This is a genomic window from Halorussus vallis, assembly GCF_024138165.1.
Classification (GTDB): Archaea; Halobacteriota; Halobacteria; order Halobacteriales; family Haladaptataceae; genus Halorussus; species Halorussus vallis.
Genome location: NZ_CP100002.1, coordinates 35,023 through 61,020 on the forward strand (window position 1 = coordinate 35,023; position 25,998 = coordinate 61,020).

Genomic DNA, 25,998 nt, shown 5'->3' on the forward strand with positions numbered 1-25,998 from the left:
AGGCTGGACGTGCTCGTCCGAAGTTCGCCGGCGGTGACCGATGTCGGACCGTACCGATGCCGTCGTTCTCCCGAAGTCACAGAACGAGCGCAGTGGCAGTCTACCGGCTAATGCCCGGTGAACAAGATGTAACTCTGACGACACTCGGCACCGAATCCGCCGCTCTGCGGCGAGGCACGTTCGACCGGTCGTCGAGCGTAAAACCGCTCGACAGGTGGACGATGTTCTACGATAGAGAACGGATTTTGACCCCGAGGAAAGGACGAGAATAACTAGGTAGCGTGAGAACCTGGAACACGGTCCATCTACGGCCAGCCGAATCGGACGATTCGCGCGTCGTCCGACGGCGCGCCGTCGGACCGCGTTCTGATATGGTGAACTGTAATCCGGCGAACGAACTCCTCGGCGGGGAGAAATCGGCGAGCGATTCGGTACCACGGTCCGAATCAATTAAGAGACGGGATTACGACGGTACGTGTGATGCGAACAGATTCAGCGGACGGAGTCCACCGACCCTCCGTCGAACGGCGCGTCGACGACCTCCTCGAACGGATGACCCTGGAGGAGAAGGCGGCGCAACTCGGCTCGGTCAACGCCGAGAAGTTGCTCGACGACGACGGAAACCTCGACCGGGCGGCGGCCGAGGAACACCTCGCCGACGGCATCGGTCACCTGACCCGAATCGGCGGCGAGGGAAGCCTCGCCCCGCGCGACGCCGCCGAGCGGACCAACGAACTGCAGGAACTGTTGGCCGAGGAGACGCGACTCGGCGTCCCCGCCGTGCCCCACGAGGAGTGCCTGAGCGGCTACATGGGACCGCAGGGCACCACGTTCCCCCAGACGATGGGGCTCGCGAGCACGTGGTCGCCCGACCTGGTCGAGGAAGTCACGTCGACCATCCGCGAGCAGTTGGAGGCCATCGGCACGGCCCACGCGCTCTCGCCGGTGCTCGACGTGGCCCGCGACCTCCGGTGGGGCCGGGTCGAGGAGACGTTCGGCGAGGACCCCTACCTGGTCGCGGCGCTGGCCTGCAGTTACGTCGACGGCCTCCAGGGCGACGGCGACGGCATCGCGGCGACGCTCAAGCACTTCGCCGGCCACGGCGCGGGCGAGGGGGGCAAGAACCGAAGTTCGGTCAACGTCGGCCGGCGGGAACTCCGTGAAACCCACCTGTTCCCGTTCGAGGCGGCGGTCCGGACCGCCGACGCCGAGGCGGTGATGAACGCCTACCACGACATCGACGGCGTGCCGTGCGCCAGCGACCGGTGGCTGTTGACCGACGTGCTCCGGGGCGAGTGGGGCTTCGACGGGACGGTGGTTTCGGACTACTACAGCGTCGAATTCCTGCGGAGTGAACACGGCGTCGCGGCCTCCGATCGGGAGGCCGGCGTGATGGCGGTCGAGGCCGGCATCGACGTCGAACTCCCCTACACCGACTGCTACGGCGACCAACTGGTCGACGCCGTGGAGAACGGCGAACTCGCCGAGGAAACCCTCGACGCGGCGGTTCGCCGGGTGCTCCGCGCGAAGGCCCGGAAGGGACTACTCGACGACCCGTACGTCGACGCCGACGCGGCCGCCGAACCGTTCGGAACCGACGAGGCCGAAGAACTCACCACGCGCGCCGCCCGCGAGTCGATGACCCTGCTGAAGAACGACGGCGACCTTCTGCCGCTGGCCGGCGACGACCTCGACTCGGTCGCGGTCGTCGGGCCGAAGGCCGACGACGCCCAGGAGATGCTGGGCGACTACGCCTACGCCGCCCACTACCCCGAGGAGGAGGTCGAACTCGACGCGACGACGCCGCTCGACGCGGTCGAGTCCCGCGGCGAGTCGGCCGGTTTCGAGGTGCGCTACGAGCGAGGGTGTACGACGACTAGTCCCTCGACCGACGAGTTCGACGCGGCCGCCGAGGCGGCGGCCGAGGCCGACGTCGCGGTCGCGTTCGTCGGCGCGCGCTCGGCGGTCGACTTCTCGGACTTCGACGAGGCCCAGGTCGACAATCCGAGCGTCGCCACCAGTGGCGAGGGCTGCGACGTGGTCGACCTCGACCTGCCCGGCGTCCAGCAGGAACTCGTCGAAACCGTCCACGAGACGGGGACGCCGCTGGTCGTCGTCGTGGTTAGCGGCAAGCCCCACTCCATCGAGTGGATCGCCGGGAACGTCCCCGCAGTCGTCCAGGCGTGGCTCCCCGGCGAGCGCGGCGGCGAGGGCGTCGCCAGCGTGCTGTTCGGCGAGCACAACCCCGGCGGCCACCTCGCGGTTTCCGTCCCGCGGTCGGTCGGCCAGCTTCCGGTCCACTACAGCCGCAAGCCCAACACCGCCAACGAGGAGTACGTCTACTCCGAGAGCGCGCCGCTGTACCCGTTCGGCCACGGCCTGAGCTACACCGACTTCGAGTACGGCGACCTCTCGCTGTCGACCGACGCGCTCGAACCCGCCGGGCGTATCGCGGCGGAGGTGACGGTCCGAAACGCCGGCGACAGGGCGGGCCACGACGTCGTCCAGTTGTACGCCAGCGCCGAGAACCCCAGCCAGGCCCGGCCGGTCCAGGAACTCGTCGGCTTCGAGCGGGTCCACCTCGACGCGGGCGAGGCCAAGCGCGTGCGCTTCGAGGTCGACGCCTCCCAACTCGCGTTCCACGACCGCGACATGAACCTCGCCGTCGAGGAAGGCCCCTACGAGTTCCGCGTCGGCCACTCGGCGAGCGACACCGTCGACGCGGCCTCGTTCGAGGTGACCGCGACCAAGGAGGTGCCCGCGACCGGTCGGACCTACTTCACCGAGACGCGGGTCGAGGACGCCGAGTAGCCCGTCGCGGCGTTCTCGGACTTTCTTCTCCGTCTCCTACTCTGCTTGCTGGCTGGACGCGGCGCTGTTCGGAATTTTATGTCGAAGCGTCCCGCGGCGCGTTCGAACGCGCCGCGGGACGCGAGCAGTGACAGGACAGTTGCTTTCGGACGATACGTCGGTAGCGCGTTAGCGCGAGTGGGCTCGGTCGGCGGCCGCGGCGGTCGACTCAGACGGTGACCGTGTCGTTGACGAGTCGGCCGATGCGGTCGATGTCGATGGTGACTTCATCGCCCTCGACGAGCGTGAACGTCTCCGGCGGGACGAGCGCGGTGCCGGTGAGCAACACGAGCGTCTCGGGCAGGCTGTTGTGCCGGCGGAGGTAGGAGACGAGCTCTTCGCACGTGGTCGCCATCTCGCCGGTCGTGGTCGAACCCTCGTAGACGGTTTCGCCGTCGCGCTCGATGGACAGCGACATCGTGAGGTCGTGGGGGTCGCCGACGGTTTCGGGCGTGGCGACGCAGGGGCCGACCGAGCAGCACTTGTCGTACACCTTCGCCTGCGGGAGGTACAGCGGATTCTCGCCCTCGATGTCGCGGCTGGAGACGTCGTTGCCGACGGTGTAGCCCACGACCTCGCCGCGGTGGAGCACCACGCCGAGTTCCGGTTCCGGGACGTTCCACTCCGAGTCGCCGCGGACGCCGATGGATTCGAGCGGGCCGACAGTCCGCGAGGGCGTCGCCTTCAGGAACAGCTCCGGGCGCTCGCTGTCGTAGACGTCGATGTAGACCTCGGGTTTGCCGCTCTCGGACTTACGGGCTTCCTCGCTGATGCGGTAGGTGACGCCCGCGGCCCACACCTCCTCGGCGACGACCGGTTGGACGGCGTCGGTTTCGAGAATCACGGGGTCGACCGGTTCGGCGTCCGGGATTCGGTTGCGGGCCACCTCGTCGACGGACGCGCCGTTGGCGTTCGCCGCTCGGCAGAGGTCCCGGAACGAACTGAGGTCGGCGGTGGCCGCGGTCAGGTCGTAGGCATCTCCGTCTTCGTTCACCGCGACGAGAGACGCAGTGGCGGAACTGCACTCGCTACCGGAGAGTCGGTAATAGCGCATAGTTGGTCATGTGTGGATACCGTTAAAAGAGTATCGCCGCAGTGGGGTGAAACGGACCGGGGTGAAATCCGTCGCGTCGCTCGGTCGAACGGTGCGAATCCGCGATTCGGTCGGGTCGACGTCGCGTCGCGCGCGGTGAGTGCTCGGAGTCGGTTCGGTTATTCGGTGAACGCCGTGAAGCCGGCAGCGACGCCGGCGGTGAAACCGGTGGCGCGAGTTCGGCTAGTCATTCGTCAAACAACTCCTCGCCCTCGACCATGTGCTCCTCGACGGTGTCGAAGTCCAGCGTCAGGCCGAGGCCGGGCTTCTCCGGAATCTCCATCCGGCCCTCCCGGATGAGGCCGCTCTCCTCGACGAGGTCCTCCCACCAGCCCAACTGATAGGAGTGGTACTCGACCGCCAGCGAGTTCGGGATGGCCGCGGCGACCTGGGCCGACGCCATCGTGCCGACCGGCGAGGAGACGTTGTGCATCGCCACCGGCACGTAGTACATGTCGGCGATGTCTGCGACCTTCCGGGTTTCGCGCATCCCGCCCACTCGGGGCAGGTCGGGCGCGATGATGTCGACCGCCTGGGGCTCCAGCAGGGTGCGCTGGCCGTGCTTGCGGTAGACGTTCTCGCCGACCGCAATGGGCGTCGTCGTCGACTGGGTGACGCTGGCCTGGACGTCATGGTTCTCCGGCGGGACGGGGTCCTCGAGCCACCAGACGTCGTACTCCTCGAGTTTGCGGGCGAGCCGTTTCGCGCTGCCCGCCGAGAATGACCAGTGGCAGTCGAACGCGACGTCGGCGCGGTCGCCGACGGCCTCGGTGACCGCCTCGACGATCTCGACCTTGTGGTCGATCTCGGGGCCGCGGAGGTGGCGGTTGGCGCGGTCCTTCTCGTGACCCGAGGGCACGTCGAGGTCGAACTTGATGGCGTCGTAGCCGAGTTCCTCGACGACGCGGACGCCTTCCTCGGCGCAAGCCTGGGGGTCGGCCTCGTCCTCGGTGTGGAGGTCGCAGTACACCCGAACCTCGTCGCGGTACTTCCCGCCGACGAGTTGGTAGGCGGGTACGTCGAGCAGTTTGCCCGCCACGTCGTGGAGCGCGATTTCGATGCCCGAGATGGCGGAGACGACCTTTCCGGAGATGGAGCCCTCGCCGCTCATCTTCTGGATCATGTGCTCGTAGAGACGGTCGATGTCGAGGGGGTTCTCGCCGACCACGAACGGCTTCATCCGCTCGATAATCTCGGCGTCGCCGCCGCCCCAGTAGGACTCGCCGATGCCGGTGACGCCCGCGTCGGTGTAGACCCGCACGAGAATCCAGGGGTAGTTGCCGTCGACCATCGTGGTCTGGACGTCGGTGATCTTCGCGTCGCGCACGCCGCCCCGGGAGTTCGTGAGACCCATCGTCTCGCCCGAGAGGTCGCGCATCGTATACTCCGCGTTCGGGTCGCGGAGCTTCGCAAGGTCAACCATTGCGTGCGAGATATTCCCAGGGGCGGTAGTAAAGGTTGTGAATTGCCCGACGGGTTGCCGGGGCGTCGGTACTCGATTTCGACGCGGTCGCCAGTTCCGGACTCGGCGACCTACTCGACCGAAACGCGCTCGCCGCGCTCGGCGGCCTCGTAGATGGCCGCGAGCGCGCGCATGTCGACGAGGGCGTGTTCGCCGTCGGGAGACGGCGCGACCCCGCGAAGGACGCGGTCGGCGAAGTAGTCGAACTCCTCGGTCATCTCGTCGCCCATCAGGTCGCGGCGACCGTCGTCGACGACGACCTCGCGGCCGTCGGGTTGGCGGAGCGAGAGCGTCTGGGGCGTCTGGCCGAGGAACGCGGGTTCGAGTATCAGTTCGCCGTCGGTGCCCACGACCCGGAAGTGACCCGACAGGTGGGAGTGCTGGCTGGCGGTGCAGGCGGCGTAGGTGCCATCGTCGAACTCGACGGTGAAGGTGGCGTGCTGGTCGGGCACGTCGCCGAACGCCCGGTTCTCCGAGTGCATCTGGGCGGTCGCGCTCGTCGGGTCGGCGTCGAGGACGAAGCGGGCGGTGTTGAGCGGGTAGATGCCCAGGTCCATCACCGTCGCGCCGTAGCCGGCGAGGTCGGGGTCGAGGCGCCACTGGTCGGGGTCCTCCGAGACCACGTCAAGCATCTGCTGGCCCATGTGGCCGTGGACCGCGACCGGGTCGCCGACGGCCCCGTCCCGGAGCAGTTCGCGCATCCGCCGGACCTGCGGGTCGGTCTGCATCCGGTAGGCGACCATGAGCGGCACGTCGGCGTCCCCGGCGGCCGCGACCAGTTCCTCGGCCCGCTCGACGGTCGCCTCCACCGGTTTCTCGCAGAGGACCGCCTTCCCGTGGTCGGCGGCCGCCTCGACGTACGGGAGGTGGTAGGCGTTGGGCGTGCAGACGTAGACCGCGTCGTACTCGTCGGTCGCCGCACCGTCGACGAACTCGTCGTACGTGACGGTGGCGGCGATGGTGTCGGTTTCGGCCTCGTCGGCGACCGACTCGGCCTTCTCGCGGCTACTGCTGACGACGACGGTCGTCTCGCAGAACTTCGAGTCGGCGACCGCGGGGATGGCCTGTTCGCGGGTCCACCAGCCGAGGCCGACCATCGCGAGGCGGAGCGTCCCCGACTCCAGTTCCTCCCAGTCACGCCGCCTGACGCTGCGCAGGTAATCGTCGACTGCCATACTCGCGTGGTTCGGGCCGACCGGCAAAAGTGTAGTGGACCCACCCGCGGGCCGCGTTCGAGAGTCCGCCCGGCGCGACGCTGAGGGGGACGCGGCCGCGCACCCGCGCGGTCGCGCCCCCGACCCCGGCGAATCCGTGCCGAACCGTAACAGTGGTATGGGACGATTCTGAAATAACGCACGATGCCGGAGAAGAACTACGTCAACGGAGAGTGGGTAGAATCGGAAACCGGCGACACCGTCGAGGTCGCGAATCCCGCCGACCCGAGCGAAGTCGTCGCGAGTTACCAGCAGTCGAGCGCGGCCGACGCGACCGCGGCCGTCGAGGCCGCGGCCGCGGCCCAGGACGAGTGGGCGGCCACGCCCGGTCCCGAGCGCGGGCGCATCCTCCGCCGGGCGGGCAACTGGCTCGCCGACCGCAAGGAGGGGCTGACCGAACAGCTCGTCGCCGAGGAGGGCAAGGCCTACGCCGAGGCCAACGGCGAGGTCCAGCGCGCCATCGACATCTTCCACTACTTCGCGGGGAAGGCCGCCGACCTCGGCGGCACCGTCAAGGGGCCGAGCGCGAGCGACCAGCGCCTCTACACGGTCAAGGAGCCGGTGGGCGTCGCCGCGCTCATCACGCCGTGGAACTACCCCATCGCGATTCCGGCGTGGAAGCTCGCGCCCGCGCTCGCCGCCGGGAACACCGTCGTCCTGAAGCCGGCGTCGGTCGCGCCCGGCGTCGCGCTCGAACTCGCGCAAGCGCTCGACGAGGCCGGCCTCCCTGACGGCGCGCTCAACGTCGTCACCGGGCCGGGCAGCGCCGTCGGCACCGAGTTCATCGAACACGACGCGGTCGACGCCGTCTCGTTCACCGGCAGCAGCGAGGTCGGCCAGATGGTCTACGACCAGGCGACCGACGCCGGCAAGCGCGTCCAGACCGAACTCGGCGGCAAGAACCCGACCGTGGTCAGCGCCTCGGCCGACCCCGCCGAAGCCGCCGACATCGTCGCCAGCGGCGGGTTCGGTACCACCGGCCAGTCGTGCACCGCGTGTTCGCGGGCCATCGTCCACGAGGACGTCTACGACGAGTTCGTCGACGAACTCGTCGACCGCGCCAAGTCCGTCGACGTCGGCCCCGGCCTCGACCACGAGATGGGCCCGCAGGTTTCCGAGGGTGAACTCGAATCGACGCTGGAGTACATCGAGGTCGCCGAGAACGAGGGCGCGACGCTTGCGGCGGGCGGCGGCGTCCCCGAGTCGGCCGAAACCGAGACGGGCTACTTCGTCGAACCGACCGTCTTCGTCGACGTCGACAACGACATGCGCATTGCCCAGGAGGAGGTCTTCGGCCCGGTGGTCGCCGTCATCGAGGTTTCGGACTTCGAGGAGGGCCTCGGAGTCGCCAACGACGTCCCCTACGGACTGTCGGCCAGCGTCGTCACGAACGACCACTCGGAGGCCAACCGATTCGTCCGCGACGTCGAGGCGGGCGTCGCCAAGGTGAACGCCAAAACGACCGGACTCGAACTCCACGTCCCGTTCGGCGGGTTCAAGCGGTCGTCCAGCGAAACCTGGCGCGAGCAGGGCGACGAGGGTCTGGAGTTCTACACCATCGAGAAGACCGTCTACGACAGCTACTGAGTTCGAAGGTCGATTCCGAACACCGAGGAACGACCGCGACCGAGTAACCTGGTCGCGGTCGGGTCTGTCATTCCGTTCGGTCGAGTCGCCGCATCGGCACCACGCCCGGTTCGGCGATGTCGACCCTGTCCCCTACTTCCACGACCTCTATCACCCGCGGGTAGGCGAACGACTTCGCGTGCTCGTGGAGCGCCGTCGGGTCGGCGGTGACGCCCTTCCACGTGTCGTAGTGGACCGGCAGCACCCGGTCGGCCCGCACCGCGTTCGCCGCTTCGACGACCTGGCTCTCGTCCATGTACCACCGGGTCCGGCGCGGCCCGCCGTCGGCGCCCAGCGGAAGGCGGCCGACCGTCCCGACGGTGAACGACGCGACGTCGACGTCGAACTCGGCCCCGATTTCCTCGAACGCCTCGGCGGGTCGGCTGTCGCCGGCGACGAACAGCGTCTCGTCGCCGCACTCGACGACGTACGAGACGGCGAACTTCGTGTCGGGGTCGTTCGCCGGCCGGACGTGGACCGTCAGGTCGCCGATCGAGAGTTCGTCCCCCTCCTCGACCGACGCGCGTGCGTCGGCGGGAATCGTCTCGTCGCCGTCGTAGTCGTACTCCTCGTGGGCGTCTCCGGGAGTGAAGACGGGTGCGCCGGTGTTCGCGGCGATGGGGGCGACGGAGGGCGGATGGAGGTGGTCGACGTGCTCGTGGGTGACCAGCACGGCGTCGCAGTCGGTCACCGCCGCGGGGTCGACCGGCACGGGAATCATCCGGACGGTCACGGGCGGATTGCCGTCGCCGAAGTACGGGTCGACGTACAGCGTCGCCCCGGGCGACCGGACCACGAACCCGTGACAGCCGAGGTACCACAGCGAAAGGCCCTCGGGGTCGGCGGCTTCGACTTCTGATTCGACGAACCACGAATTCCAGTTGCTCGTTACCATGGATGGCTCACGACCATGGGCGTACGCGGGAACGCGGCCCACATAAAACGTTCGCGGTCGGCCGTAGTTGCCCCGTGAGTGGTTCACTCGACGCGGTCGGGCATCTCGAACGACCCCGTCAGGTTGCCGACCCGGACGCGGTAGGTCCCCGACTCGACGACACGGCCGGTCCGGGGTTTGTAGAAGCCGAAGTGCTCGGCGGGAATCGAGAGCGAGACCGTCGCGGATTCATCGGGCGACAGTTCGACGCGCTCGAACCCGACGAGTTTCCGCGCGGGCTGGACCCGCGAACTCGTCTCCTGGCGGGCGTACGCCTGGACCGTCTCGGTGGCGGGGCGGTCGCCGGCGTTGGTCACCTCCACCGCGAGTTCGACGACCGGCGCGTCGCCGTTCGGCGACGCGCCGGTCGTGGAAACGCGGAGGTCGTCGTAGGCTAACTCGGCGTAGCTGAGGCCGTGGCCGAAGGGGTACAACGGGTCGTAGGAGTCGGGGTGTTCGTCCTCGCCGATGGGCGTGGGGTGCGCGAGGCGGTCGAAGTGCTGGGGGAGGTCGCCGGTCGACTTCGGAATCGACGCCGGCAGGCGGCCGCTGGGGTCGTTGTCGCCGAACAGCGTCTCGGCGACGGCCGCGCCGCCCTCGGTGCCCGGATAGTAGGCCATGAGTATCGCGGGGACGTGCTCGTCCATCCAGTCGACGATGAGCGGCCGGCCGGTGATCAGGACGCCGACGACCGGCGTGCCGGTGGCGTGAACCCGCCGGACGAGTTCGCGCTGGGCTTCCGAGAGCCGCAGTTCCGACCGGGTCGGCCACTCGCCGGTTTCGACGCCCGACTGGACCGAGGGGCCGAACTCGTGGAGGTACCAGCCCTCGCCGAGCGCCAGCACCGCGACGTCGGCCGCTTCGGCCTTCTCGACCGCGGCGTCGACGTCGAGTTCCTCGTTGAGCGTCGTCCCCTGCTCGTAGTTGACGGTCCCGTCGGCCCGACTTCGAATCGCTTCGAGCACCGTCTCGCCGGGAACGTCGGTCGGTTCGGTGACGCTCCAGCCGCCGAGTTGGTGGACGATGTCGTCGGCGTTCGGCCCGCCGACGAACACGTCCTCGTCGCCCGACAGTGGGAGGAGGCCGTCGTTCTTCAGCAGGGTCATGCTGTCGCGGGCGGCCGCCTTCGCGGTCCGGCGGTGCTCCTCGGAGGCGAGCGTCTCGCGGGCGCGGTCCTCGTCGACGTAGGGGTCCTCGAACAGTCCGAGTTCGAACTTCAACCGGAGGACGCGCCGGACGCTCTCGTCGACGAGGTCGGCGTCCAGGTCGCCGCTCTCGATCAGGTCGGTCAGGGACGCGGCGTGCCCGACGTTGCCGACCGACTCGACGTCGAGGCCCGCCTCGCGGGCCTGCCGGATGCCGTCGCGGTGGTCGGCGGCGGTGCCGTGGTCGTCGTGGAGGTGGCGGACGCCGGCCCAGTCGGAGACGACGTGGCCGTCGAAGCCCAGTTCCTCGCGCAACAGGTCGGTCAGGAAGTACGCCGACCCGTGCATCGGTTCGCCGTTGACGGAGTTGTACGAGGGCATCACCGACTCGACGCCCGCGCCGAGCGCGGCTTCGAACGGCGGGACGAAGACGTTTCGGAGTTTGTACTCCGAGACGTCGACCGGGGAGGCGTCCTCGCCGCGCTCGGGTTCGCTGTAGGCCGGGAAGTGCTTCGCGGTGGCGACGACCGAATCTGGGTCGCCGAGTCCGTCGCCCTGGTAGCCCCGGACCTTCGCCGCGGCCATCTCGGCGCAGAGTCGGGGGCTCTCGCCGAAGGTTTCGAAGATGCGACCCCACCGGGGGTCGCGGCCCACGTCGCAGGTCGGCGAGTAGTTTTGATGGGCGCCGGTCCGGCGGACCTCGGTCGCGGTGATGCTCGCGGCGGCCTCGACGGCTTCGGGGTCCCACGTCGCCGCGGTGCCGAGTCCGTTCGGGAACACGGTCGACCCGGCGACGTAGGCGTGGCCGTGGACCGCGTCGACGTTCAGCAACAGCGGAATCCCCAGTCGGGTTTCCTCGGTGGCGACGCGCTGGAGTTCGTTGGCGGCGTCGACGACGTCGCCGACCCGCTTGGCGGGCGACCCGGCCCAGCCGAACGGTGCGGCGACCCCGAGGTGGTGGTCGCGGACGGCGTCCTTCACGTCGTCGAGGTCGTTCGACTGAAAGTCGAGGTGGCCCAGCCACGTGCCGACGAGTTGGCCGGCCTTCTCGGCGTCGGTCATCCGGTCGAGGAGGTCGTCGATTCGGTCGGCGGTCGCGGCGTCCGACCGGAGATAGCGTGGTCCGTCTTCGTCCTCGTGCATTGGTCACATATATTTACTCGGCACGGTATAAATCCTCGGGAGGGCGCGGGATACGGGCGTCCAGTCCGTCGATATCGGGCGAATCCGGCCGGCAATCGTCGGCCACCGGACGGAACCACGCGCGCATCGGCGTTGCCGGCACGACTGTGCCGGCAACGCCGGCAGCCCCGACCGATTTTCGACGTCGCGGGTGCTCCCACGGGTCGCCGAACCCGCACGTATTTAAATGACGGACCGCATCCTACGTCCATGCCAACGGACTCGTCGAACCCGCTCGACGGAATCGACCCGGAGTCGGTGTCCCCGGACGACGTCGACGAAGCGGCGGTGCGCGCCGCGCTCGACTCCTCGAACCCGCTGGTCCGCCAGCGGGGCATGATGGTCTGCGAAACCCTCGCGGCGGCCGACGTCGACGCGGTCGAACCGTTCCTCGACGACGTCGCGGCGCTCGCTTCCGCCGACAACGCCGCCGTCGGACTGCGCGCCATCGCCGTCCTCGACGCCGTCGCCGAGGACGAACCGGCGGCGCTCGACGGCAGGGTCGCCGGCCTCGCCGAAGCGGCGGCAAGCGACCTCGTGGACGTCCAACTCACCGCCGCGACCGCACTCGGAAAACTCGTCGTCGAGCGGCCCGACCTCGTGGGACCGTACGCTCGCCGACTGGTCGAGGCCGTTCGCGCCACCGAACTCGAACCCGGCATCCCCGACGTCGGCGACGTCGTGGACGACCGGGTGACCCGGCAGACGATTCAGGAGCACGAGGAGGGAGAGCGCAGGCGGCGCATGTCCGGCCGGCGGACGCTCGTCAACGTCGCGGTGGCGGTCGCCGAGACGGAACCGGAAACGGCGTTCGATGCGGTCGACGACCTCGCCGCGCTGCTGGACGACGTCGACCCGGGCGTCGCCGGCGCCGCCGTCGACGCGCTCGCCGAACTGGCGGCCGCCGACCCGGACGTCGTCGCGCCCGTCCGCGACGACATCGTCGACTGCCTCGACCACGACCGAACCTTCGTCCGTGCGCGTGCGATTCGGGCGCTCGGCGAACTCGGAGACGACGCGGTCGTGCCGAAACTCGAAACCGTCGCGGAGACGGACGACGACGAGGACGTTCGGGAACTCGCCGCCGACACCGTCGACTTCCTCGCGGGAGCGTCGTAGTTGGCTTGTGTATCGCGAACGTGCCCGCACATCGCGACGCGGAGCCCGACCGGGACCGCTCGGGTCAGTACCGAGACGGGGCCGCTTCACTCGTTCATCGCCCGCTTCGTGCAGTACCAGTAGGCCGCGCTGAAGAAGACGAATCCGCCGCCGACCAGGACGGCGTCGATGACCAGGATGGGGAACGTTGAGTCGCCGGGGCCGACGAACAGGGCCGACAGACCGAGCAGGAGTCCCATCGCAATGAGCACGCCGAGTATCAGCCGCATCTGCTCGCGTTGAGCGCAGAGGAGATCCAACAGCGTCGACGTCTTCGACATACTGACTATTCGACCGACGCGCGTCAAAAACCTAGTGGTGCCGCCGGCGCGACTCGTCGGAGTTCAGACTCCGCCCGTCTTGTTCCCAACTCCGCCGTCCGATTCCCGTCCTCGCTCGTTCGGAACCCGCCCGCGCTCGTCGGGAATCCCCGAGTACTCGTAGAAGTACGCGGTCAGCGCGTCGCGCCACCGCTCGGCCTGGGCGACCTGCTCGTCGAATCGCTCGGCGACGTGGCGGTGTCGCCGGTCGTCTATCTTCCCGTCGAGGTCGCGCCACAGTTCCCGGAGACGTTCGGCCGCCTCGACGCCTGTGAAGCAGTTATCGTAGAGTCGCTGGACGACGGTGGTTCCGTCGGCGAGTTCGTGGTCCCAGGGGAGGTGGTGGAAAAAGAGGAGGAGTTTCTCGGGGCACTCTTCGACCGACTCGTATCGCGCGGCGACCGGGTCGCGGTACTGGCCGGCGTAGCCGCTCCCGCTCTCGGTCCGGTCGACGCCGATACCGTCCTCGGTCGCGCCGTGGTAGCCCGGCCACTCGTCTGGCGAGGGGTAGTAGTGGTTCTCCAGGTACTCCTCGCCGTTGTGCATCATGTGCATCAGTCCGAGGCCGCCGGTCGTGTAGTCGACGTTGGCCTCCCAGGAGTCGCGGAGAATCTTGGCGACGGTGGACACGACCTCCCCGTCGGTTCCGAACGTCCGGCGGACCCACTCGTCGGTTATCTCGTCGGCCGGCAGTTCGGGGTTCCAGGCGACGCGCCCGAAGGCGTAGAGGTTCGCCTGGGCGAGATAGTGGCCGGTCCAGTTGTAGTCCTCGCCGACGCTCCCGACGCCGACGACGCCCTCGCCGTCACCCCGGAACAGCGACCGAACCGGTGTTTCCTCGCCGTCGGCGCGGGTGTCGAACTCGAAGATCTCCTTCCACATCGGGAGGTGGTAGGTCGCGTGGACGCCCTGGCCGGTGTACTCCCCGGTGACCTGGAACTCCAGGCCGAGGTCGGTGTCCGGCATCGCGCCGAACAGCGTCGACACCGGTTCCCGTGGTTGGAAGTCGATGGGGCCGTTCTTCACCTGGACGGTGACGTTGTCGGCGAAGTCGCCGTCGAGCGGTTCGAAGGTGTCGTAGGCCTGGACCGCCCGGTCCTCGTGGGAGCCGTAGACGAACGCGCGCCACCAGACCCGACCGCCGTGGGGTTCGAGCGCCTGTGCGATGGCGTTGGCCCCGTCGACGTGGTCGCGGCCGTAGTCGTAGGGACCGGCCTGGCCCTCCGAGTCCGCCTTGACGAGGAAGCCGCCGAAGTCGGGAATCAGGTCGTACACCTCGTCGGCCTTCTGGCGCCACCACGCCCGGACGTCGTCGTCGAGCGGGTCGGCGGTGTCGAGGTCCCCGACCAGCATCGGGGCCGCGAAGTTGACCGAGAGGTAGGTGCGAATCCCGTAGCGACGGAACACCGACGCCAGGCCGGTGAGGTCTTCGAGCCGCCGGGTTTCGAGCAGTCGCCACCCTTCGAACGCGTCGAACGCCGCGTTGGCGCTCTCCCGCGGCGGTTTGGTCGTGTTGACGTTGTTGAGGACGATTCCGTTGATACCGACCGAGGCCAGCAGGCGGGCGTAGTCCTCGTAGCGGTCCCGGAGGTCCGGAAGTCGTTCGAAGTCGAAGATGGACTCGCCGGCGTACCCGCGCTCGACCGACCGGCGGAACGGGGTGTCCCAGTGGTTTAGCAGTCGGTTCGGGTAGGCCGGTTCCTCCCGAACGTCGAGGTCGGCGATAGGGTCGCCGACGCTCAACAGTCCCAGGAGGTGGAAGGTTCCGTACACCAGTCCGCGGTCGGTGGGCGCGGTCACGACCAGACAGTCGGCGTCGTTCCACTCAACCGCCCGGAGGAGATAGCCGCCGTCGGCGAGGGATTCGACCTCGTCGACGGGGACCGACTCGGCGATCATCGCCATGTCGTTGGGGGTGCCGACGGCGAGGAACCCGTCGACCGTCGTCGGCGGGTGTTGCCAGAGGTGCGGGTCCTCGCCGAGCAGTCCGGGCAGTGCCCGCCGAAGTTCGTCCCGGACCGCACTGCACTCGGGGGACTTCTCCACGACGTACGCGTGTCTACACCGCCGTCGGTACGAGTCGAGGCGCTCGCCGTCGGCGACGCGGTCGTACCGGAGCCAACAGTTGTCGTACTGCTCCATCGGTATCGGAGTATCCGACGGTCCGGAAAAGGGTTGTGGTCAGCGGGCGGCGTCGGCCGCGGTCGTCCGCGACCGACGCTACCCGTGCCGCGACCGACGCCGCCCGTGAGTGCCCTTCAGCGCGGCGCTCGTCCGTCGTCTCTCGGAGGTCGTCGGGGTCGGTTCTCGAGAACGACCGGACCGTCCTTCGAAGACTGAGTCGGCAGGTGCTCATCGGCCATGATTGACCATCACAATGTTTATCACCACCTATGTTAACATATACAGTGCTATGACATCCGATTCCGACCGGGGCGAGTATAGCGACGTGATTAGCCGCCGCAGGATGTTGGCGGTCGCCGGGGCGTCCGGTATAGCTACCCTGGCGGGTTGTTCAGGCGGCAACCAGGACGGTACCACGACCGATTCCGGCACCACGACCGATTCCAGCGGTGGTGGCGGCGGAACCCAGACGTCCGGCGGTGGTGGCGGCGCCACCGTCCACGACGCGACATATATTGCAGCTTATACGGGTAACCCGGTCGACCTCCACTTCAACTCCTCGGCGAGCCAGAACTATAGCTGGCCCGCGGCGCGGAGCGTCTTCGCACCGTTTCTCAAGTACTCGTTCAACAAGAAGAAGTTCCTGTACGGCGCACTCGACGACCTGAAGATCGAGGGTCAGGAGGCCACGCTCACCTTCCGCGACGACCTGAAGTGGGACAACGGCGACGACTGGACCACCGAGGACCTCGACGTCCAGCTCCAGTTGGCGAAGAAGACCGGCAGTTCGCTGTGGGGCTATCTGGACGACTACAAAATCGTCGACAAGAAGACGGCCAAACTGATGCTCTCTGGGCCGACGAACCCCCAGATTATCAAGTTCGAACTCACCAACTTCTTCGTCGATACCAAGAAGGAAATCCACAGCAAGTGGCTCGACAAGCCCGCCGAGGAGTACCTGCAGTGGGCGTACGAGGACCCCGTGGCGAGCGGCATGTGGTCGTTCGTGAAGAAGGGCCGCCAGGCGTTCGAGTTCGAACGCAACGAGCGGTTCTACAAGTCCGACAACGTCAACTTCGAGAACTTCACCATCGAGAGCTTCGGCGGGAACACGGCTCAGCACCAGGCGCTGCTCAAGGCCGACCACATCGACGCGGCGCCCAGCCTGTTCACGCCGCCGCAAATCGCGAAGCGATTCCCGAAACACGTCGTCGAGGTCAACATTCCCGCGAAGTGGGGGTACGGCATCGTGTTCAACCACAACGACCCCGACTTCGGCAATCGGAAGGTCCGCCAGGCCATCGCCCACGTCATCAACCGTCAGTCCATCGTCGACAACGCCGGCCCGCGGACGAAGTTCGTGGCGCCGATTCCCTGCGGTATCGCGCCCAAGGACCAGAAGAAGTGGCTCGGCGACTGGTACGGCGACTTCGAGACCTACGGCCCCAAGGCGAGCCAGACCGACAAGGCGACCAAACTGCTCGAAGAGGCCGGCTATACCAAGAAAAAGGGCACGTGGCGCAACAGTAGCGGCAAGAAGCTCGGCGGTAACTACTACTCGCCGGCGGGCTGGACCGACTGGACGACGATGACCCAGACGGTCACCAGCCAGCTCAACGACTTCGGCTTCGACTTCTCCATCAGTACGAAGCCGACCAACGACTGGTTCAACCAGTACTCCGGCAGCAACTTCAAGATGGGCAGCTTCTACTGGCTGCCCGGCGGGTCGCGGTCGGCGTTCCCGTACTTCCCGCTGTACTACCAACTCTGGGCCAGCGACATCGGCGGCGGCCACAACTACCGGGAGAAGGCCGACACCGAACAGACCGTCCCCGGTCGGAACGGCGGCGAGATGACGCTCAACCCGCTAAAGACGACCGAGAAGATCGCACAGCAGCCCAACGACGAGAAGTCACGGCCCTTCGTCCAGAAGTCGGCGTGGCACAACCACATCGAACTGCCGTTCCTCGGCCTGGTGTCGAAGTACGAGCAGTCGTGGACCACGAACGACGAGTGGACCACCGCCAAGAAGGACAGCGCCAATCGGCAGGTCAAGTGGCCCCAGTGGTGGTGGCCCCACGAGGGCGACCTCCAGTACAAAGGATAGTTAACCTCAAGGGAACGCCAACCGAACTCGACTACTACGTTCACAACCTATGAACTACTATCTCAGACGGATGGCCAGAATTCCGTTGACCGTCCTCGCGGTCGCGACGTTCACGTTCGGGTTGATTCGGCTCCTGCCGGGCGGGCCGTTCACCCAACTGCGGATTCAACTCATCCGCCGGGGCGTCCCGGTCGAACAGGTCAACGCCCGCATCGAGGCGCTCCAGAACATCCGACCGGACGCGCCGCTCTGGCAGCAGTACCTCGACTACCTCGTCGGCCTCGCCCAACTCGACCTCGGGCGCTCGATATCGCTGAACCAGCCCGTGATGGACGTCCTCGCCCGGGCGCTGCCCTGGACGGTGTTCCTCGTAGTGACGTCCACGGTGCTGATGTTCGTCATCGGCGTCCTCATCGGGTCGGTCCAGGCCTACTGGGAGGGGTCGCGGTTCGACCAGCTGACGTCGGGCGGGTCGATCTTCCTGATGTCGGTTCCGTACTACATCTTCGCCGTGATACTCCTGTTCTTCCTGGGGTTCCAGTGGAACGTGTTCCCGACGGGAGACGCGGTCGCGCGCGGCGTCGAGGCCGGACTCAATCTCGCGTACATCACGAGCGTCCTCCGGCACGCCGCGTTGCCCATCATCGCGTTCACCATCGGGGGAATCGGGTCGACCGCGCTCAACATGCGCGGCAACGGCATCCAGGTGCTCGGCGAGGAGTACGTCGAGGTCGCGCGACTCCGCGGCCTCTCCGACGGCCGCATCGCCACCCAGTACGTCGCCAAGAACGCCATCCTGCCGATGTACACCGGGCTGTTGCTGTTGATCGGCTTCCGCCTCGGCGGCACCGTGGTGCTCGAACAGATCTTCTCGTACCCCGGACTGGGCTACTACCTCATCCAGGCGGTCAACGCGAACGACTACCCGCTGATGATGGGGTGTTTCTTGGTCATCACGGTCACGCTGGTCGTCGCGGTCTGCATCGCCGACCTGACCTACGGGTTGATCGACCCGCGCATTAGCGCAGGTGATTCCGATGGTTACTGAGGCCGACTCCCCGTCGGAGGACATCGACTGGCGCTCCGACGCGTCGGCCGCCGAGATGAGCCGCCGCGACCAGCTAGAAGAGCTGTACGAGCGGCTGATCTACGAACCGGCCGTCGTCGCGTGGTCGGACACGCGGACGCGGCTAGGCATCGTCATTCTGAGCGTCTACGTCCTCATGGCGCTCGTCGAGGTGTTCGGACTCTGGCGCAACCCCGACCCGAACCAGGCCGAGCAGTTCCTCAAGCCGTTCCAGAACTGGGCGTACCCGCTGGGGACGACCAAGTCCGGCGTCGACCTGCTGGCGCTGATAATCGACTCGACGCCGTTCATCCTGCTGATGGTGCTGGCCGGCGGCGTGTGGGCGACCGGCGTCGCGGTCGTGGTCGGCACGGTTTCGGGCTACAAGGGCGGCCGGGTCGACACCGTCATCACGTCCGTCTCGGACTTCTTCATGGCGATTCCGGGCCTGCCGCTGGTCATCATCCTGGCCATCACGCTCAGTCCGGAGAACCCGATACTCCTCGGGGTCATCCTCACCATCAACTACTGGGCCGGCCTGGGTCGCTCGATACGGTCGCAGGTCCTCTCGATTCGGGAAGCCAGCTACGTCGAGGCGGCCCGGACGATGGGGACGAGCACGCCGCGGATTATCCTCAAGGACGTGCTCCCGAACATCATGCCGTACGTGATGGTCAACTTCGTGCTCGCCGCGCGCTACACCATCTTCGCGTCGGTCGGGCTGTACTTCATCGGCGTGCTGCCCTACACCGGACAGAACTGGGGCGTCACGCTGAACAACGCGTACAACAGCGGCGCCCTGTTCGGCATGGAAACGCTCTACTGGCTACTCGTACCGATGCTCTCCATCGTCGGGCTCGCGTTCGGACTCATCCTGGTGAGCCAGGGGATGGACCGAATCTTCAATCCGCGGGTCCGGACCCGGCTCACCGGCGAGTCCGAGTCCGTCGAGGAGAGCGAGAACGAGACGTCCACGGAGGCGTGGGTTTAGATGGCTACCGACATTCAATCCGGCGACCGACCGACGACCAAATCGACCGACGGCGACCCGATCCTGGAGATTAGAGACGCGAACGTCACCTACAGCGAGGGCGAAACCTACGTCCTCGAGGACGTCAACGTCAACATCGACCGCCACGAAGTGCTCGGCATCGTCGGCGAGAGCGGCAGCGGCAAGTCGATGTTCGCCTCCGCGCTGCTCGACGCCGTCCCGGACCCCGGCGTGCTCACCGGTCAGATCGACTACCACCGCCCCAACGGGACGACCGTCGACGTGCTGGAGTTGAGCGACGAGGAACTCCGGAAGTTCCGCTGGGAGGAGATCTCGATGGTGTTCCAGGGCGCGATGAGTTCGTTCAACCCGACGATGAAGATCGGCGCCCACTTCAAGGAGACGCTCAAGAGCCACGACAAGAACGTCTCGGAGGGCCTCGACTTCGCGCGCGAACTCCTCGAGAACCTCTATCTGGAACCCGAGCGGGTACTCGACTCGTACCCCCACGAACTGTCGGGCGGGATGCAACAGCGCGCGCTCATCGCGCTGAGCATGGTACTCGACCCGGAAGTGCTGGTGATGGACGAACCGACCGCCGCGCTCGACCTGCTGATGCAGCGGTCGATCCTGCAGTTGCTCGACGACCTCCAGAGCGAGTACGACCTCACCATCATCTTCATCACCCACGACCTGCCGCTGGTGGCGTCGCTCGCCGACCGGATGGCCATCATCTACGCGTTCCAGTTCGCCGAGATCGGCCCGCGCGACGAGATCATCGGCGACTCCGCCCATCCCTACACCAGGGCGCTGTTGAACGCGACGCCGAACCTCGACGCGCCCCTGGAAGAGATGCAACCCATCGAAGGCGAGGGTCCCGCTCCGGTGAACGTCCCCTCGGGCTGTCGGTACCACCCGCGGTGTCCGCTGGCGACCGAGAAGTGCCGGACCGACGACCCGCCGTTCGCACCCATCGACGGTGAATCCGGTGACGCCGCCCACCGGACGGCGTGTCACCACTGGCGGGAGGCCCGCGAGGAGATTCCGCTCAACTTCGGCGAGGCGGCCGAGAAGTTCGACGAACCCCGGTCGACGGGAGCGGCGGGGCTGACCACCGCCGACCGGGCCGTGGCGTCGGGCGAGACGCCGCTGCTGTCGCTCGACGACGTCGAGGTCCACTTCGAGAAGGAGCAGGGACTCATCGAGCGGTTCACCGAGGAACCGGACATCGTCCGGGCCGTCGACGGCGTCGACCTCGACATCCACGAGCAGGACCTGGTCTGTCTCCTCGGCGAGTCCGGCTGTGGGAAGACGACGCTCGGCAAGACGATGATCGGCCTCCAGCGCCCGACCGGCGGGTCCATCGAGTACCGCGGCCAGGACATCTGGGACGCCAAGGACGGAACGGGCGACGTCGAGATTCCCCACGAGGAGATCCGCCAGGCGCTCCAGATCATCCACCAAGACCCCGGAAGCGCGCTCAACCCCAACCGCCGCATCGTCAACATCCTCTCGGAGCCACTCCGGCACACCCACCCGAACATCGGCCGGAGCGAGCGCCGCAACCGGATTCACTCGCTGCTCGAACGGGTCGGGATGTCGCCGGCGGGCGACTTCATGGAACGGTACCCCCACCAGCTGTCGGGCGGCGAGAAACAGCGCGTCGCGCTGGCTCGGGCGCTGTTGATGGACCCGAACGCCATCCTGGCCGACGAGGCCATCAGCGCGGTCGACGTCTCGCTGCGCATCGGCATCATGGACCTGATGCTCGAACTCCAGGAGGAGTTCGACACCTCGTTCCTGTTCATCTCCCACGACCTCTCGAACGCGCGGTACTTCGCCGAGCACGGCGACGGCCGCATCGCGGTGATGTACCTGGGCGAGATCGTCGAGATCGGGTCGGCCGAGCGCCTCATCCACGACCCGCGCCACCCCTACACGGAGGTGTTGCGGTGGGCGACGCCGAACCTCGACCTCGACGCCATGGAGGCCGAGGACCCGCCGATCCGCGACATCGACGTGCCGGACCCGGTCGACCCGCCCTCGGGTTGCAAGTTCCACACGCGCTGTCCGGTCGCCCGCAAGGCGTGCAAGAAGGAGGAACCGGCGCTGGCGGACATCGACGGCGGCGACGGGAAGGCGGCGTGCTTCCGCGAGGACCCCGACCACGCCTACTGGGACAGCGAACCCCTCGAAGGCGCGGTCGAAGACCCGGACGTGACCGTCGACAACTGAACGCCCGCCCTCCGTCTTCGCGACCGTCCGCCGACTCGGCGTCGAGCGCCAGCAACAGAACTATTGAGGACGCGGATAGAGGTCGTACCAATGACACGGTACGAACCGGAGTGCGTGGACGGGACCCTGTTCCTCGTCGCCGAGAACGACGCCGACGACCGCGTCGAAATCGGCGCCCTCGACCACGTGGTCGACGCGGTCGGCGGCGACACGTACGTCATCGAGTACGACGACAAACAGCGGATGCAGCCGTGGCTGGAGGCCGACGACGGGAAACTCGACGTCGACGTTCGCGAGACGGTGACGACGCTGCCCCACACCCAGGAGACGGTTTCGGAACTCCGCGAGTACGACATGGACACCGCGAGGTACGGCCTGCCAACGCGGACGTTCAAGTTCGCCGACGCGTTCGTCGACATCCTCGAACGACAGGGCCGCGAGGATTCCTGACGCGGCGGCCCGCGCCGGAGAGGACAACCTTTTTGCGCCCGACTCGAATAGTCGCTCGGTATGGCACAACGCGCAGCGAACGGACCGCTCTACGTTCTCTCGGAGGACTCACAGCGCGTCGCCGGCGACGACGCCCGAACCGCGAACCTCACGGCCGCCAAGGCCGTCGCCGACGCCGTCCGGACGACGTTGGGACCGCTCGGCATGGACAAGATGCTGGTCGACGACGGCGGTAACGTGGTTGTCACGAATGACGGCGTCACGCTGTTGGAGGAGATGGACATCGACCATCCGGCGGCGGAGATGGTCGTCGAAGTCGCCGAAACCCAGGAGGCGGAGGTCGGCGACGGGACGACCTCCGCGGTCGTCCTCGCGGGCGAACTGCTGTCGGTCGCCGAGGACCTCGTCGAGCGCGGCGTCCACCCGTCCAGTATCGTCTCGGGCTACCGCCACGCCGCCGGCGTCGCCGACGACCTGCTGGCGGAACTGGCGACGACCGTCGACGCCGACGACACGGAGACGCTCGAACGTATCGCCGGGACGGCGATGACGGGGAAGGGAGCCGAGAACGCGCGGGAGCACCTCGCGGGACTCGTCGTCGAGGCGGTCCGCGCGGGCGTCCGCGAGGACGGGAGCGTCGACCGCGACGCCGTCAGCGTCGCGTCGTTCCCCGGCGGCGCGCTGGCGGACTCGCGGTTCGTCCACGGGGCCATGGTCGACAAGAGTCCGCCCCGCGACGACATGCCGCGCTCGCTCCGCGACGCCACGGTGCTCGTCTACGAAGGGGACATCGAGGTGTCGGAACTGAACGCCGACGCGAACGCCACCGTCAGCGACTTCGACGAGGTCACTGCGCTGGTCGAGCGCGAACGAGGTGAACTCCGCGACGCCGTCGACCGCATCGTCGACGCCGGGGCCGACGTGGTACTCACCGAGGGCGGCATCGACGACCGCGCACAGGGGCTGTTGGCGAACGAGGGTATCCTCGCCCTGCGTCGCGTCGACGACGAGGACCGTCGTCGGGTCGTAGCCGCGACGGGCGCGACGCCGGTCGGCGACCTGCAGAACCTCTCGCCGGAGGACCTCGGTGCGGCCGGACGCGTCGAGCAGGAGCAGATACGGCAGTTCGGCTACACTGCGAAGGCCGAACCCGAACGGACCATCGTCTTCGACGACGTCGCCGCCGGAGAGTCGGGGACGATACTGCTCCGCGGCGGCACCGAACACGTCTTGGAGGAAGTCGAGCGGGCCGTCGAGGACAGCATCGGCGTCGTCGTCGCCGCTCTGGAGGACGGCACGGTGCTGCCCGGTGCGGGGGCTCCCGAGATGGAACTGTCGCTCGCCCTACGCGAGGAGGCCGACTCGCTCGACGGTCGCGAACAACTGGCCGTCGAGGCGTTCGCCGACGCGGTGGAGGTCGGACCGCGGACGCTCGCCGAGAACGCGGGCGGGGACCCCGTCGACGCGCTGGTCGAACTCAAAGCGGCCCACGACCGTGGAGAGCGCGCCGCCGGTCTGAGCGAGGAGGCCGGCGAGACGGTCGACGCGCTCGACGCCGGCGTCGTCGAACCGCTGCGCGTGAAGCGGACGGCCGTCGGGTCCGCTACCGAGGCGGCCACGATGATACTCCGTATCGACGACATCGTCACCGCCGACGACCTCTCGACCGGCGGGAACTGAACGAACGGCCGACGGTCGCTCGTGGGCGACCGGAGGTCGTTCATCGGCTTTGCGACCGCTCGACCGGCGGCCTGCTGTCGGCGGGGTTCGCTTGGCGGACCAAGCATGCTGACGCTTCACTTCCATAAACGCAGATTTTCCGAAAAGTCGCCCCGCGGTGGTCCTCGGTTTGGTCGTCGTCTCCCCGGTGCACAGCCGGTTTTCGTCCGAACACCGCAGAATAGTAACGGAAAGCATTAATAGGCACGGATAGATGATTATAGACCAGAGTATGGGATACTATTCCCAACGCATCAGCCAGGCAGCGATAACGCTGGTAGCTGGGGCGTTCGTCACGTTTTCGGTGTATCGTTTGATGCCGGGTGGACCGCTGGAGGCGATTCGGCGACAGTTAGTCCGACAGATGGTCCGCCGGACCGGTAGCGTCGATCGCGAACTCATCGCTCAACGGACGCAGATGCTTACGGGGATCAATCCGGACACCCCCATCCCGATCGCGTTCTACGAGTACACCCGTGACATCGTCCTGTACCAGGACTTCGGACAGTCGATCGCGTACAACCAGCCCGTGTTCGACGTTCTGTTCCAGGCGATGCCGTGGTCGATCTTCCTCAGTTCGTACGGGCTCATCATCGGCTACACGGCGACTATCGTCATCGGGGCCGTTATGGCGTGGTACGAGGGGTCGAAGGTCGACTTCGGCCTGACGGGTTTCGTCCTGACGATGAACTCGATTCCCTACTACGTGGTCGCCATCGTCATGCTCGTCGTGTTGGGCTTTCAGTATCACATCTTCCCGACGGGAGGTCGATACGCCGGCCACGTCGTCCCGGGGTTCAACGTGCCGTTCATGATCAGCGTCGCGCGCCACGCCGCGATGCCGATCATCTCGACGGCCGTCGTCGGGTTCGCCGCCGGGTCGCTCCAGTTGCGCGGCAACGCAATCAGGGTCATCGGGTCGGACTTCATCCGGTCGGCGGAGATCCGCGGAATCGGCACGAACCGGATTCTCACCCGGTATCTCACCCGAAACGCGATCTTGCCGACCTACACATCGATGATGGTGGGAATCTCCACCCTCTTCAGTTCCTCCGTCATCGTCGAACGGATATTCCAGTACGTCGGGGTCGGCTGGTACATGTTCGAGGCGCTTCAGCTCCAGGACTATCCGCTGATGATGGGCTCGTTCCTGTTCTTCGCGACCATCACCACCCTCGCGATTCTGTTCGCCGACCTGACCTACGGGCTGATCGACCCCCGCGCCGGGACCGGTGCGAGCAGGGAGAACTTCTGACATGAGAGACGACGATACAGACTATCGGGGCGACGGCGGCACGGCGGAGGAACGGATCTTTGGAACCGGCGAGCAGAGGAAAGCGACGAGGACCCCGATCCGGGAGAAGGCGAACCGAACCTTCGACGTGTACGTCCGTTCGCCGCTTCGAATAGCGTGGGAGGACTGGCGAACCCGAATCGGCGGGCTCCTGCTCCTGTTCTACATCCTGCTGGGGACGTTCGGCGTCTACTTCATCCCCGAACCGACCCTCAACGAGGGCCCGACGTACGCCGGCGCGTTCCAATCGCTCGACTACCCGCTCGGAACCGACAACCTCGGCCGAGGGATCGCGGAGAAGATCGTCCACGCGACGCCCGCGATGCTCAAGATGGCGCTCGCGGGCGCGCTCACGACGACGGGAGCGGGTACCTTCTTCGGGTTCGTCAGCGGCTACAGGGGCGGCATCACCGACCGGGTCCTGATGACGATCACCGACGTTCAGGCGGTGCTGCCGGGACTGCCGCTGATCGTCATGCTCGCGGCGGTGTTCACACCGTCGAACCCGTTCGTCGTGGGCGTCGTTCTCGCCATCGACACGTGGCCGCCGCTGGCGCGTTCGCTCCGGTCGCAGGTGTTGACGCTTCGCGAGTCGGATTTCGTCGAGGCCGGCCGGTCGCTCGGACTGTCGTCGTGGACGATCATCAGACAGGACTTAATCGCGAAACTCGCGCCGTACATCCTCGTCAACGCCGCCGGGGCCGCGACGCGAGTCATCAAGGCGTCGGTCGCCCTGTACTTCCTGGGCATCCTGCCGTTCTCGATACTCAACTGGGGCGTCATGATGAACCGGGCCTACAAGACCGGGAACGCCATCTCGGCGCCGGGACACGCGGGCCACTGGCTGTTCTTCCCGGCTCTCGCGCTCTCGGGCCTGCTGTTCTCGCTCGTCCTGTTCTCGCAGGGCCTCGACCGAGTGTTCAACCCGCGACTGCGTGCGCGCCACGCCGAGAGCGCGCCCGACGAGGACGCCGCGCCCCAGGGAGAGGTGAGGTAACGATGCGAACTCGTCCAAACGTTCGACGCGG

At 67.3% G+C, this 25,998-nt stretch carries 18 protein-coding genes; 11 read left to right on the plus strand and 7 right to left on the minus strand.

Annotated features, from left to right (window positions below; all coding sequences use genetic code 11):
* Positions 1–480 precede the first annotated feature (480 nt).
* Positions 481–2,811, plus strand: coding sequence for a glycoside hydrolase family 3 N-terminal domain-containing protein (locus NGM07_RS22840; protein ID WP_253521475.1), 2,331 nt, complete (start codon positions 481–483; stop codon positions 2,809–2,811).
* A gap of 208 nt (positions 2,812–3,019) precedes the next feature.
* On the opposite strand, the gene NGM07_RS22845 is transcribed toward NGM07_RS22840, so the two are convergent.
* The 3 genes from NGM07_RS22845 to gfo6 form a co-directional block, all read right to left on the minus strand.
* Entirely contained in the window at positions 3,020–3,904 is an 885-nt protein-coding gene (locus NGM07_RS22845; protein WP_253521478.1) for a fumarylacetoacetate hydrolase family protein, read from the minus strand.
* A 226-nt stretch (positions 3,905–4,130) separates the two neighbouring features.
* Positions 4,131–5,366 (minus strand): mandelate racemase/muconate lactonizing enzyme family protein, encoded by a 1,236-nt coding sequence (locus tag NGM07_RS22850; protein ID WP_253521481.1) that lies wholly within the window; start codon positions 5,364–5,366, stop codon positions 4,131–4,133.
* A 110-nt stretch (positions 5,367–5,476) separates the two neighbouring features.
* Positions 5,477–6,580, minus strand: coding sequence for a D-xylose 1-dehydrogenase Gfo6 (gfo6, locus tag NGM07_RS22855; RefSeq protein WP_253521483.1), 1,104 nt, complete (start codon positions 6,578–6,580; stop codon positions 5,477–5,479).
* Positions 6,581–6,763: 183 nt separating this feature from the next.
* On the opposite strand from gfo6, the gene xacF reads away from it, so the two are divergent.
* Complete coding sequence (gene xacF, locus NGM07_RS22860) at positions 6,764–8,206, plus strand: 2,5-dioxovalerate dehydrogenase (protein ID WP_253521485.1); 1,443 nt, start codon at positions 6,764–6,766, stop codon at positions 8,204–8,206.
* A 67-nt stretch (positions 8,207–8,273) separates the two neighbouring features.
* On the opposite strand, the gene NGM07_RS22865 is transcribed toward xacF, so the two are convergent.
* Together NGM07_RS22865 and NGM07_RS22870 are read right to left on the minus strand one after the other, a co-directional pair.
* Positions 8,274–9,140, minus strand: a complete 867-nt coding sequence (locus tag NGM07_RS22865) for an MBL fold metallo-hydrolase (RefSeq protein WP_253521487.1) — start codon at positions 9,138–9,140, stop codon at positions 8,274–8,276.
* Between the two features lie 83 nt (positions 9,141–9,223).
* Complete coding sequence (locus tag NGM07_RS22870; protein WP_253521488.1) at positions 9,224–11,467, minus strand: glycoside hydrolase family 3 N-terminal domain-containing protein; 2,244 nt, start codon at positions 11,465–11,467, stop codon at positions 9,224–9,226.
* A gap of 249 nt (positions 11,468–11,716) precedes the next feature.
* On the opposite strand from NGM07_RS22870, the gene NGM07_RS22875 reads away from it, so the two are divergent.
* Positions 11,717–12,625, plus strand: a complete 909-nt coding sequence (locus NGM07_RS22875) for a HEAT repeat domain-containing protein (protein WP_253521490.1) — start codon at positions 11,717–11,719, stop codon at positions 12,623–12,625.
* Between the two features lie 86 nt (positions 12,626–12,711).
* On the opposite strand, the gene NGM07_RS22880 is transcribed toward NGM07_RS22875, so the two are convergent.
* On the minus strand, positions 12,712–12,945 hold the full coding sequence (locus tag NGM07_RS22880) for a hypothetical protein (protein WP_253521493.1): 234 nt from the start codon (positions 12,943–12,945) through the stop codon (positions 12,712–12,714).
* A 63-nt stretch (positions 12,946–13,008) separates the two neighbouring features.
* On the minus strand, positions 13,009–15,126 hold the full coding sequence (locus tag NGM07_RS22885; protein ID WP_253521495.1) for an alpha-glucuronidase family glycosyl hydrolase: 2,118 nt from the start codon (positions 15,124–15,126) through the stop codon (positions 13,009–13,011).
* 271 nt (positions 15,127–15,397) lie between these two features.
* On the opposite strand from NGM07_RS22885, the gene NGM07_RS22890 reads away from it, so the two are divergent.
* The 8 genes from NGM07_RS22890 to NGM07_RS22925 all read left to right on the plus strand — a co-directional run bounded on the left by NGM07_RS22890 (position 15,398) and on the right by NGM07_RS22925 (position 25,967).
* The gene (locus tag NGM07_RS22890; protein WP_382194568.1) at positions 15,398–17,215 is read left to right on the plus strand and encodes an ABC transporter substrate-binding protein; all 1,818 of its coding nucleotides are present in this window, start codon (positions 15,398–15,400) and stop codon (positions 17,213–17,215) included.
* A 49-nt stretch (positions 17,216–17,264) separates the two neighbouring features.
* Positions 17,265–18,263 carry an ABC transporter permease gene (locus NGM07_RS22895; RefSeq protein ID WP_253521497.1) on the plus strand — a complete coding sequence of 333 codons (999 nt, stop codon included), beginning with the start codon at positions 17,265–17,267 and terminating at the stop codon, positions 18,261–18,263.
* Positions 18,253–19,272, plus strand: coding sequence for an ABC transporter permease (locus NGM07_RS22900; RefSeq protein WP_253521499.1), 1,020 nt, complete (start codon positions 18,253–18,255; stop codon positions 19,270–19,272). Before NGM07_RS22895 ends, NGM07_RS22900 begins: the two co-directional genes overlap by 11 nt.
* A complete protein-coding gene (locus NGM07_RS22905) occupies positions 19,273–21,507 on the plus strand; it encodes an ABC transporter ATP-binding protein (protein ID WP_253521500.1) in 2,235 nt (744 codons plus the stop codon).
* A gap of 90 nt (positions 21,508–21,597) precedes the next feature.
* On the plus strand, positions 21,598–21,957 hold the full coding sequence (locus NGM07_RS22910) for a hypothetical protein (RefSeq protein ID WP_253521502.1): 360 nt from the start codon (positions 21,598–21,600) through the stop codon (positions 21,955–21,957).
* A gap of 60 nt (positions 21,958–22,017) precedes the next feature.
* Complete coding sequence (gene thsA / locus NGM07_RS22915; RefSeq protein WP_253521504.1) at positions 22,018–23,637, plus strand: thermosome subunit alpha; 1,620 nt, start codon at positions 22,018–22,020, stop codon at positions 23,635–23,637.
* A gap of 271 nt (positions 23,638–23,908) precedes the next feature.
* On the plus strand, positions 23,909–24,931 hold the full coding sequence (locus NGM07_RS22920) for an ABC transporter permease (RefSeq protein WP_253521505.1): 1,023 nt from the start codon (positions 23,909–23,911) through the stop codon (positions 24,929–24,931).
* A 1-nt stretch (position 24,932) separates the two neighbouring features.
* Positions 24,933–25,967 (plus strand): ABC transporter permease, encoded by a 1,035-nt coding sequence (locus NGM07_RS22925; RefSeq protein WP_253521507.1) that lies wholly within the window; start codon positions 24,933–24,935, stop codon positions 25,965–25,967.
* The last annotated feature ends 31 nt before the right edge of the window (positions 25,968–25,998 follow it).

What these genes read in the sequence shown, in the direction of transcription:
- NGM07_RS22845 (WP_253521478.1), bottom strand. Translation starts at nt 3,904, where the DNA reads ATGCGCTATTACCGACTCTCCGGTAGCGAGTGCAGTTCCGCCACTGCG.
- NGM07_RS22910 (WP_253521502.1), top strand. Translation starts at nt 21,598, where the DNA reads ATGACACGGTACGAACCGGAGTGCGTGGACGGGACCCTGTTCCTCGTC.
- NGM07_RS22895 (WP_253521497.1), top strand. Translation starts at nt 17,265, where the DNA reads ATGAACTACTATCTCAGACGGATGGCCAGAATTCCGTTGACCGTCCTC.
- NGM07_RS22840 (WP_253521475.1), top strand. Translation starts at nt 481, where the DNA reads ATGCGAACAGATTCAGCGGACGGAGTCCACCGACCCTCCGTCGAACGG.
- NGM07_RS22890 (WP_382194568.1), top strand. Translation starts at nt 15,398, where the DNA reads ATGACATCCGATTCCGACCGGGGCGAGTATAGCGACGTGATTAGCCGC.
- gfo6 (WP_253521483.1), bottom strand. Translation starts at nt 6,580, where the DNA reads ATGGCAGTCGACGATTACCTGCGCAGCGTCAGGCGGCGTGACTGGGAG.
- NGM07_RS22900 (WP_253521499.1), top strand. Translation starts at nt 18,253, where the DNA reads ATGGTTACTGAGGCCGACTCCCCGTCGGAGGACATCGACTGGCGCTCC.
- NGM07_RS22850 (WP_253521481.1), bottom strand. Translation starts at nt 5,366, where the DNA reads ATGGTTGACCTTGCGAAGCTCCGCGACCCGAACGCGGAGTATACGATG.
- NGM07_RS22885 (WP_253521495.1), bottom strand. Translation starts at nt 15,126, where the DNA reads ATGGAGCAGTACGACAACTGTTGGCTCCGGTACGACCGCGTCGCCGAC.
- NGM07_RS22870 (WP_253521488.1), bottom strand. Translation starts at nt 11,467, where the DNA reads ATGCACGAGGACGAAGACGGACCACGCTATCTCCGGTCGGACGCCGCG.
- thsA (WP_253521504.1), top strand. Translation starts at nt 22,018, where the DNA reads ATGGCACAACGCGCAGCGAACGGACCGCTCTACGTTCTCTCGGAGGAC.
- NGM07_RS22920 (WP_253521505.1), top strand. Translation starts at nt 23,909, where the DNA reads ATGGGATACTATTCCCAACGCATCAGCCAGGCAGCGATAACGCTGGTA.
- xacF (WP_253521485.1), top strand. Translation starts at nt 6,764, where the DNA reads ATGCCGGAGAAGAACTACGTCAACGGAGAGTGGGTAGAATCGGAAACC.
- NGM07_RS22875 (WP_253521490.1), top strand. Translation starts at nt 11,717, where the DNA reads ATGCCAACGGACTCGTCGAACCCGCTCGACGGAATCGACCCGGAGTCG.
- NGM07_RS22880 (WP_253521493.1), bottom strand. Translation starts at nt 12,945, where the DNA reads ATGTCGAAGACGTCGACGCTGTTGGATCTCCTCTGCGCTCAACGCGAG.
- NGM07_RS22925 (WP_253521507.1), top strand. Translation starts at nt 24,933, where the DNA reads ATGAGAGACGACGATACAGACTATCGGGGCGACGGCGGCACGGCGGAG.
- NGM07_RS22865 (WP_253521487.1), bottom strand. Translation starts at nt 9,140, where the DNA reads ATGGTAACGAGCAACTGGAATTCGTGGTTCGTCGAATCAGAAGTCGAA.
- NGM07_RS22905 (WP_253521500.1), top strand. Translation starts at nt 19,273, where the DNA reads ATGGCTACCGACATTCAATCCGGCGACCGACCGACGACCAAATCGACC.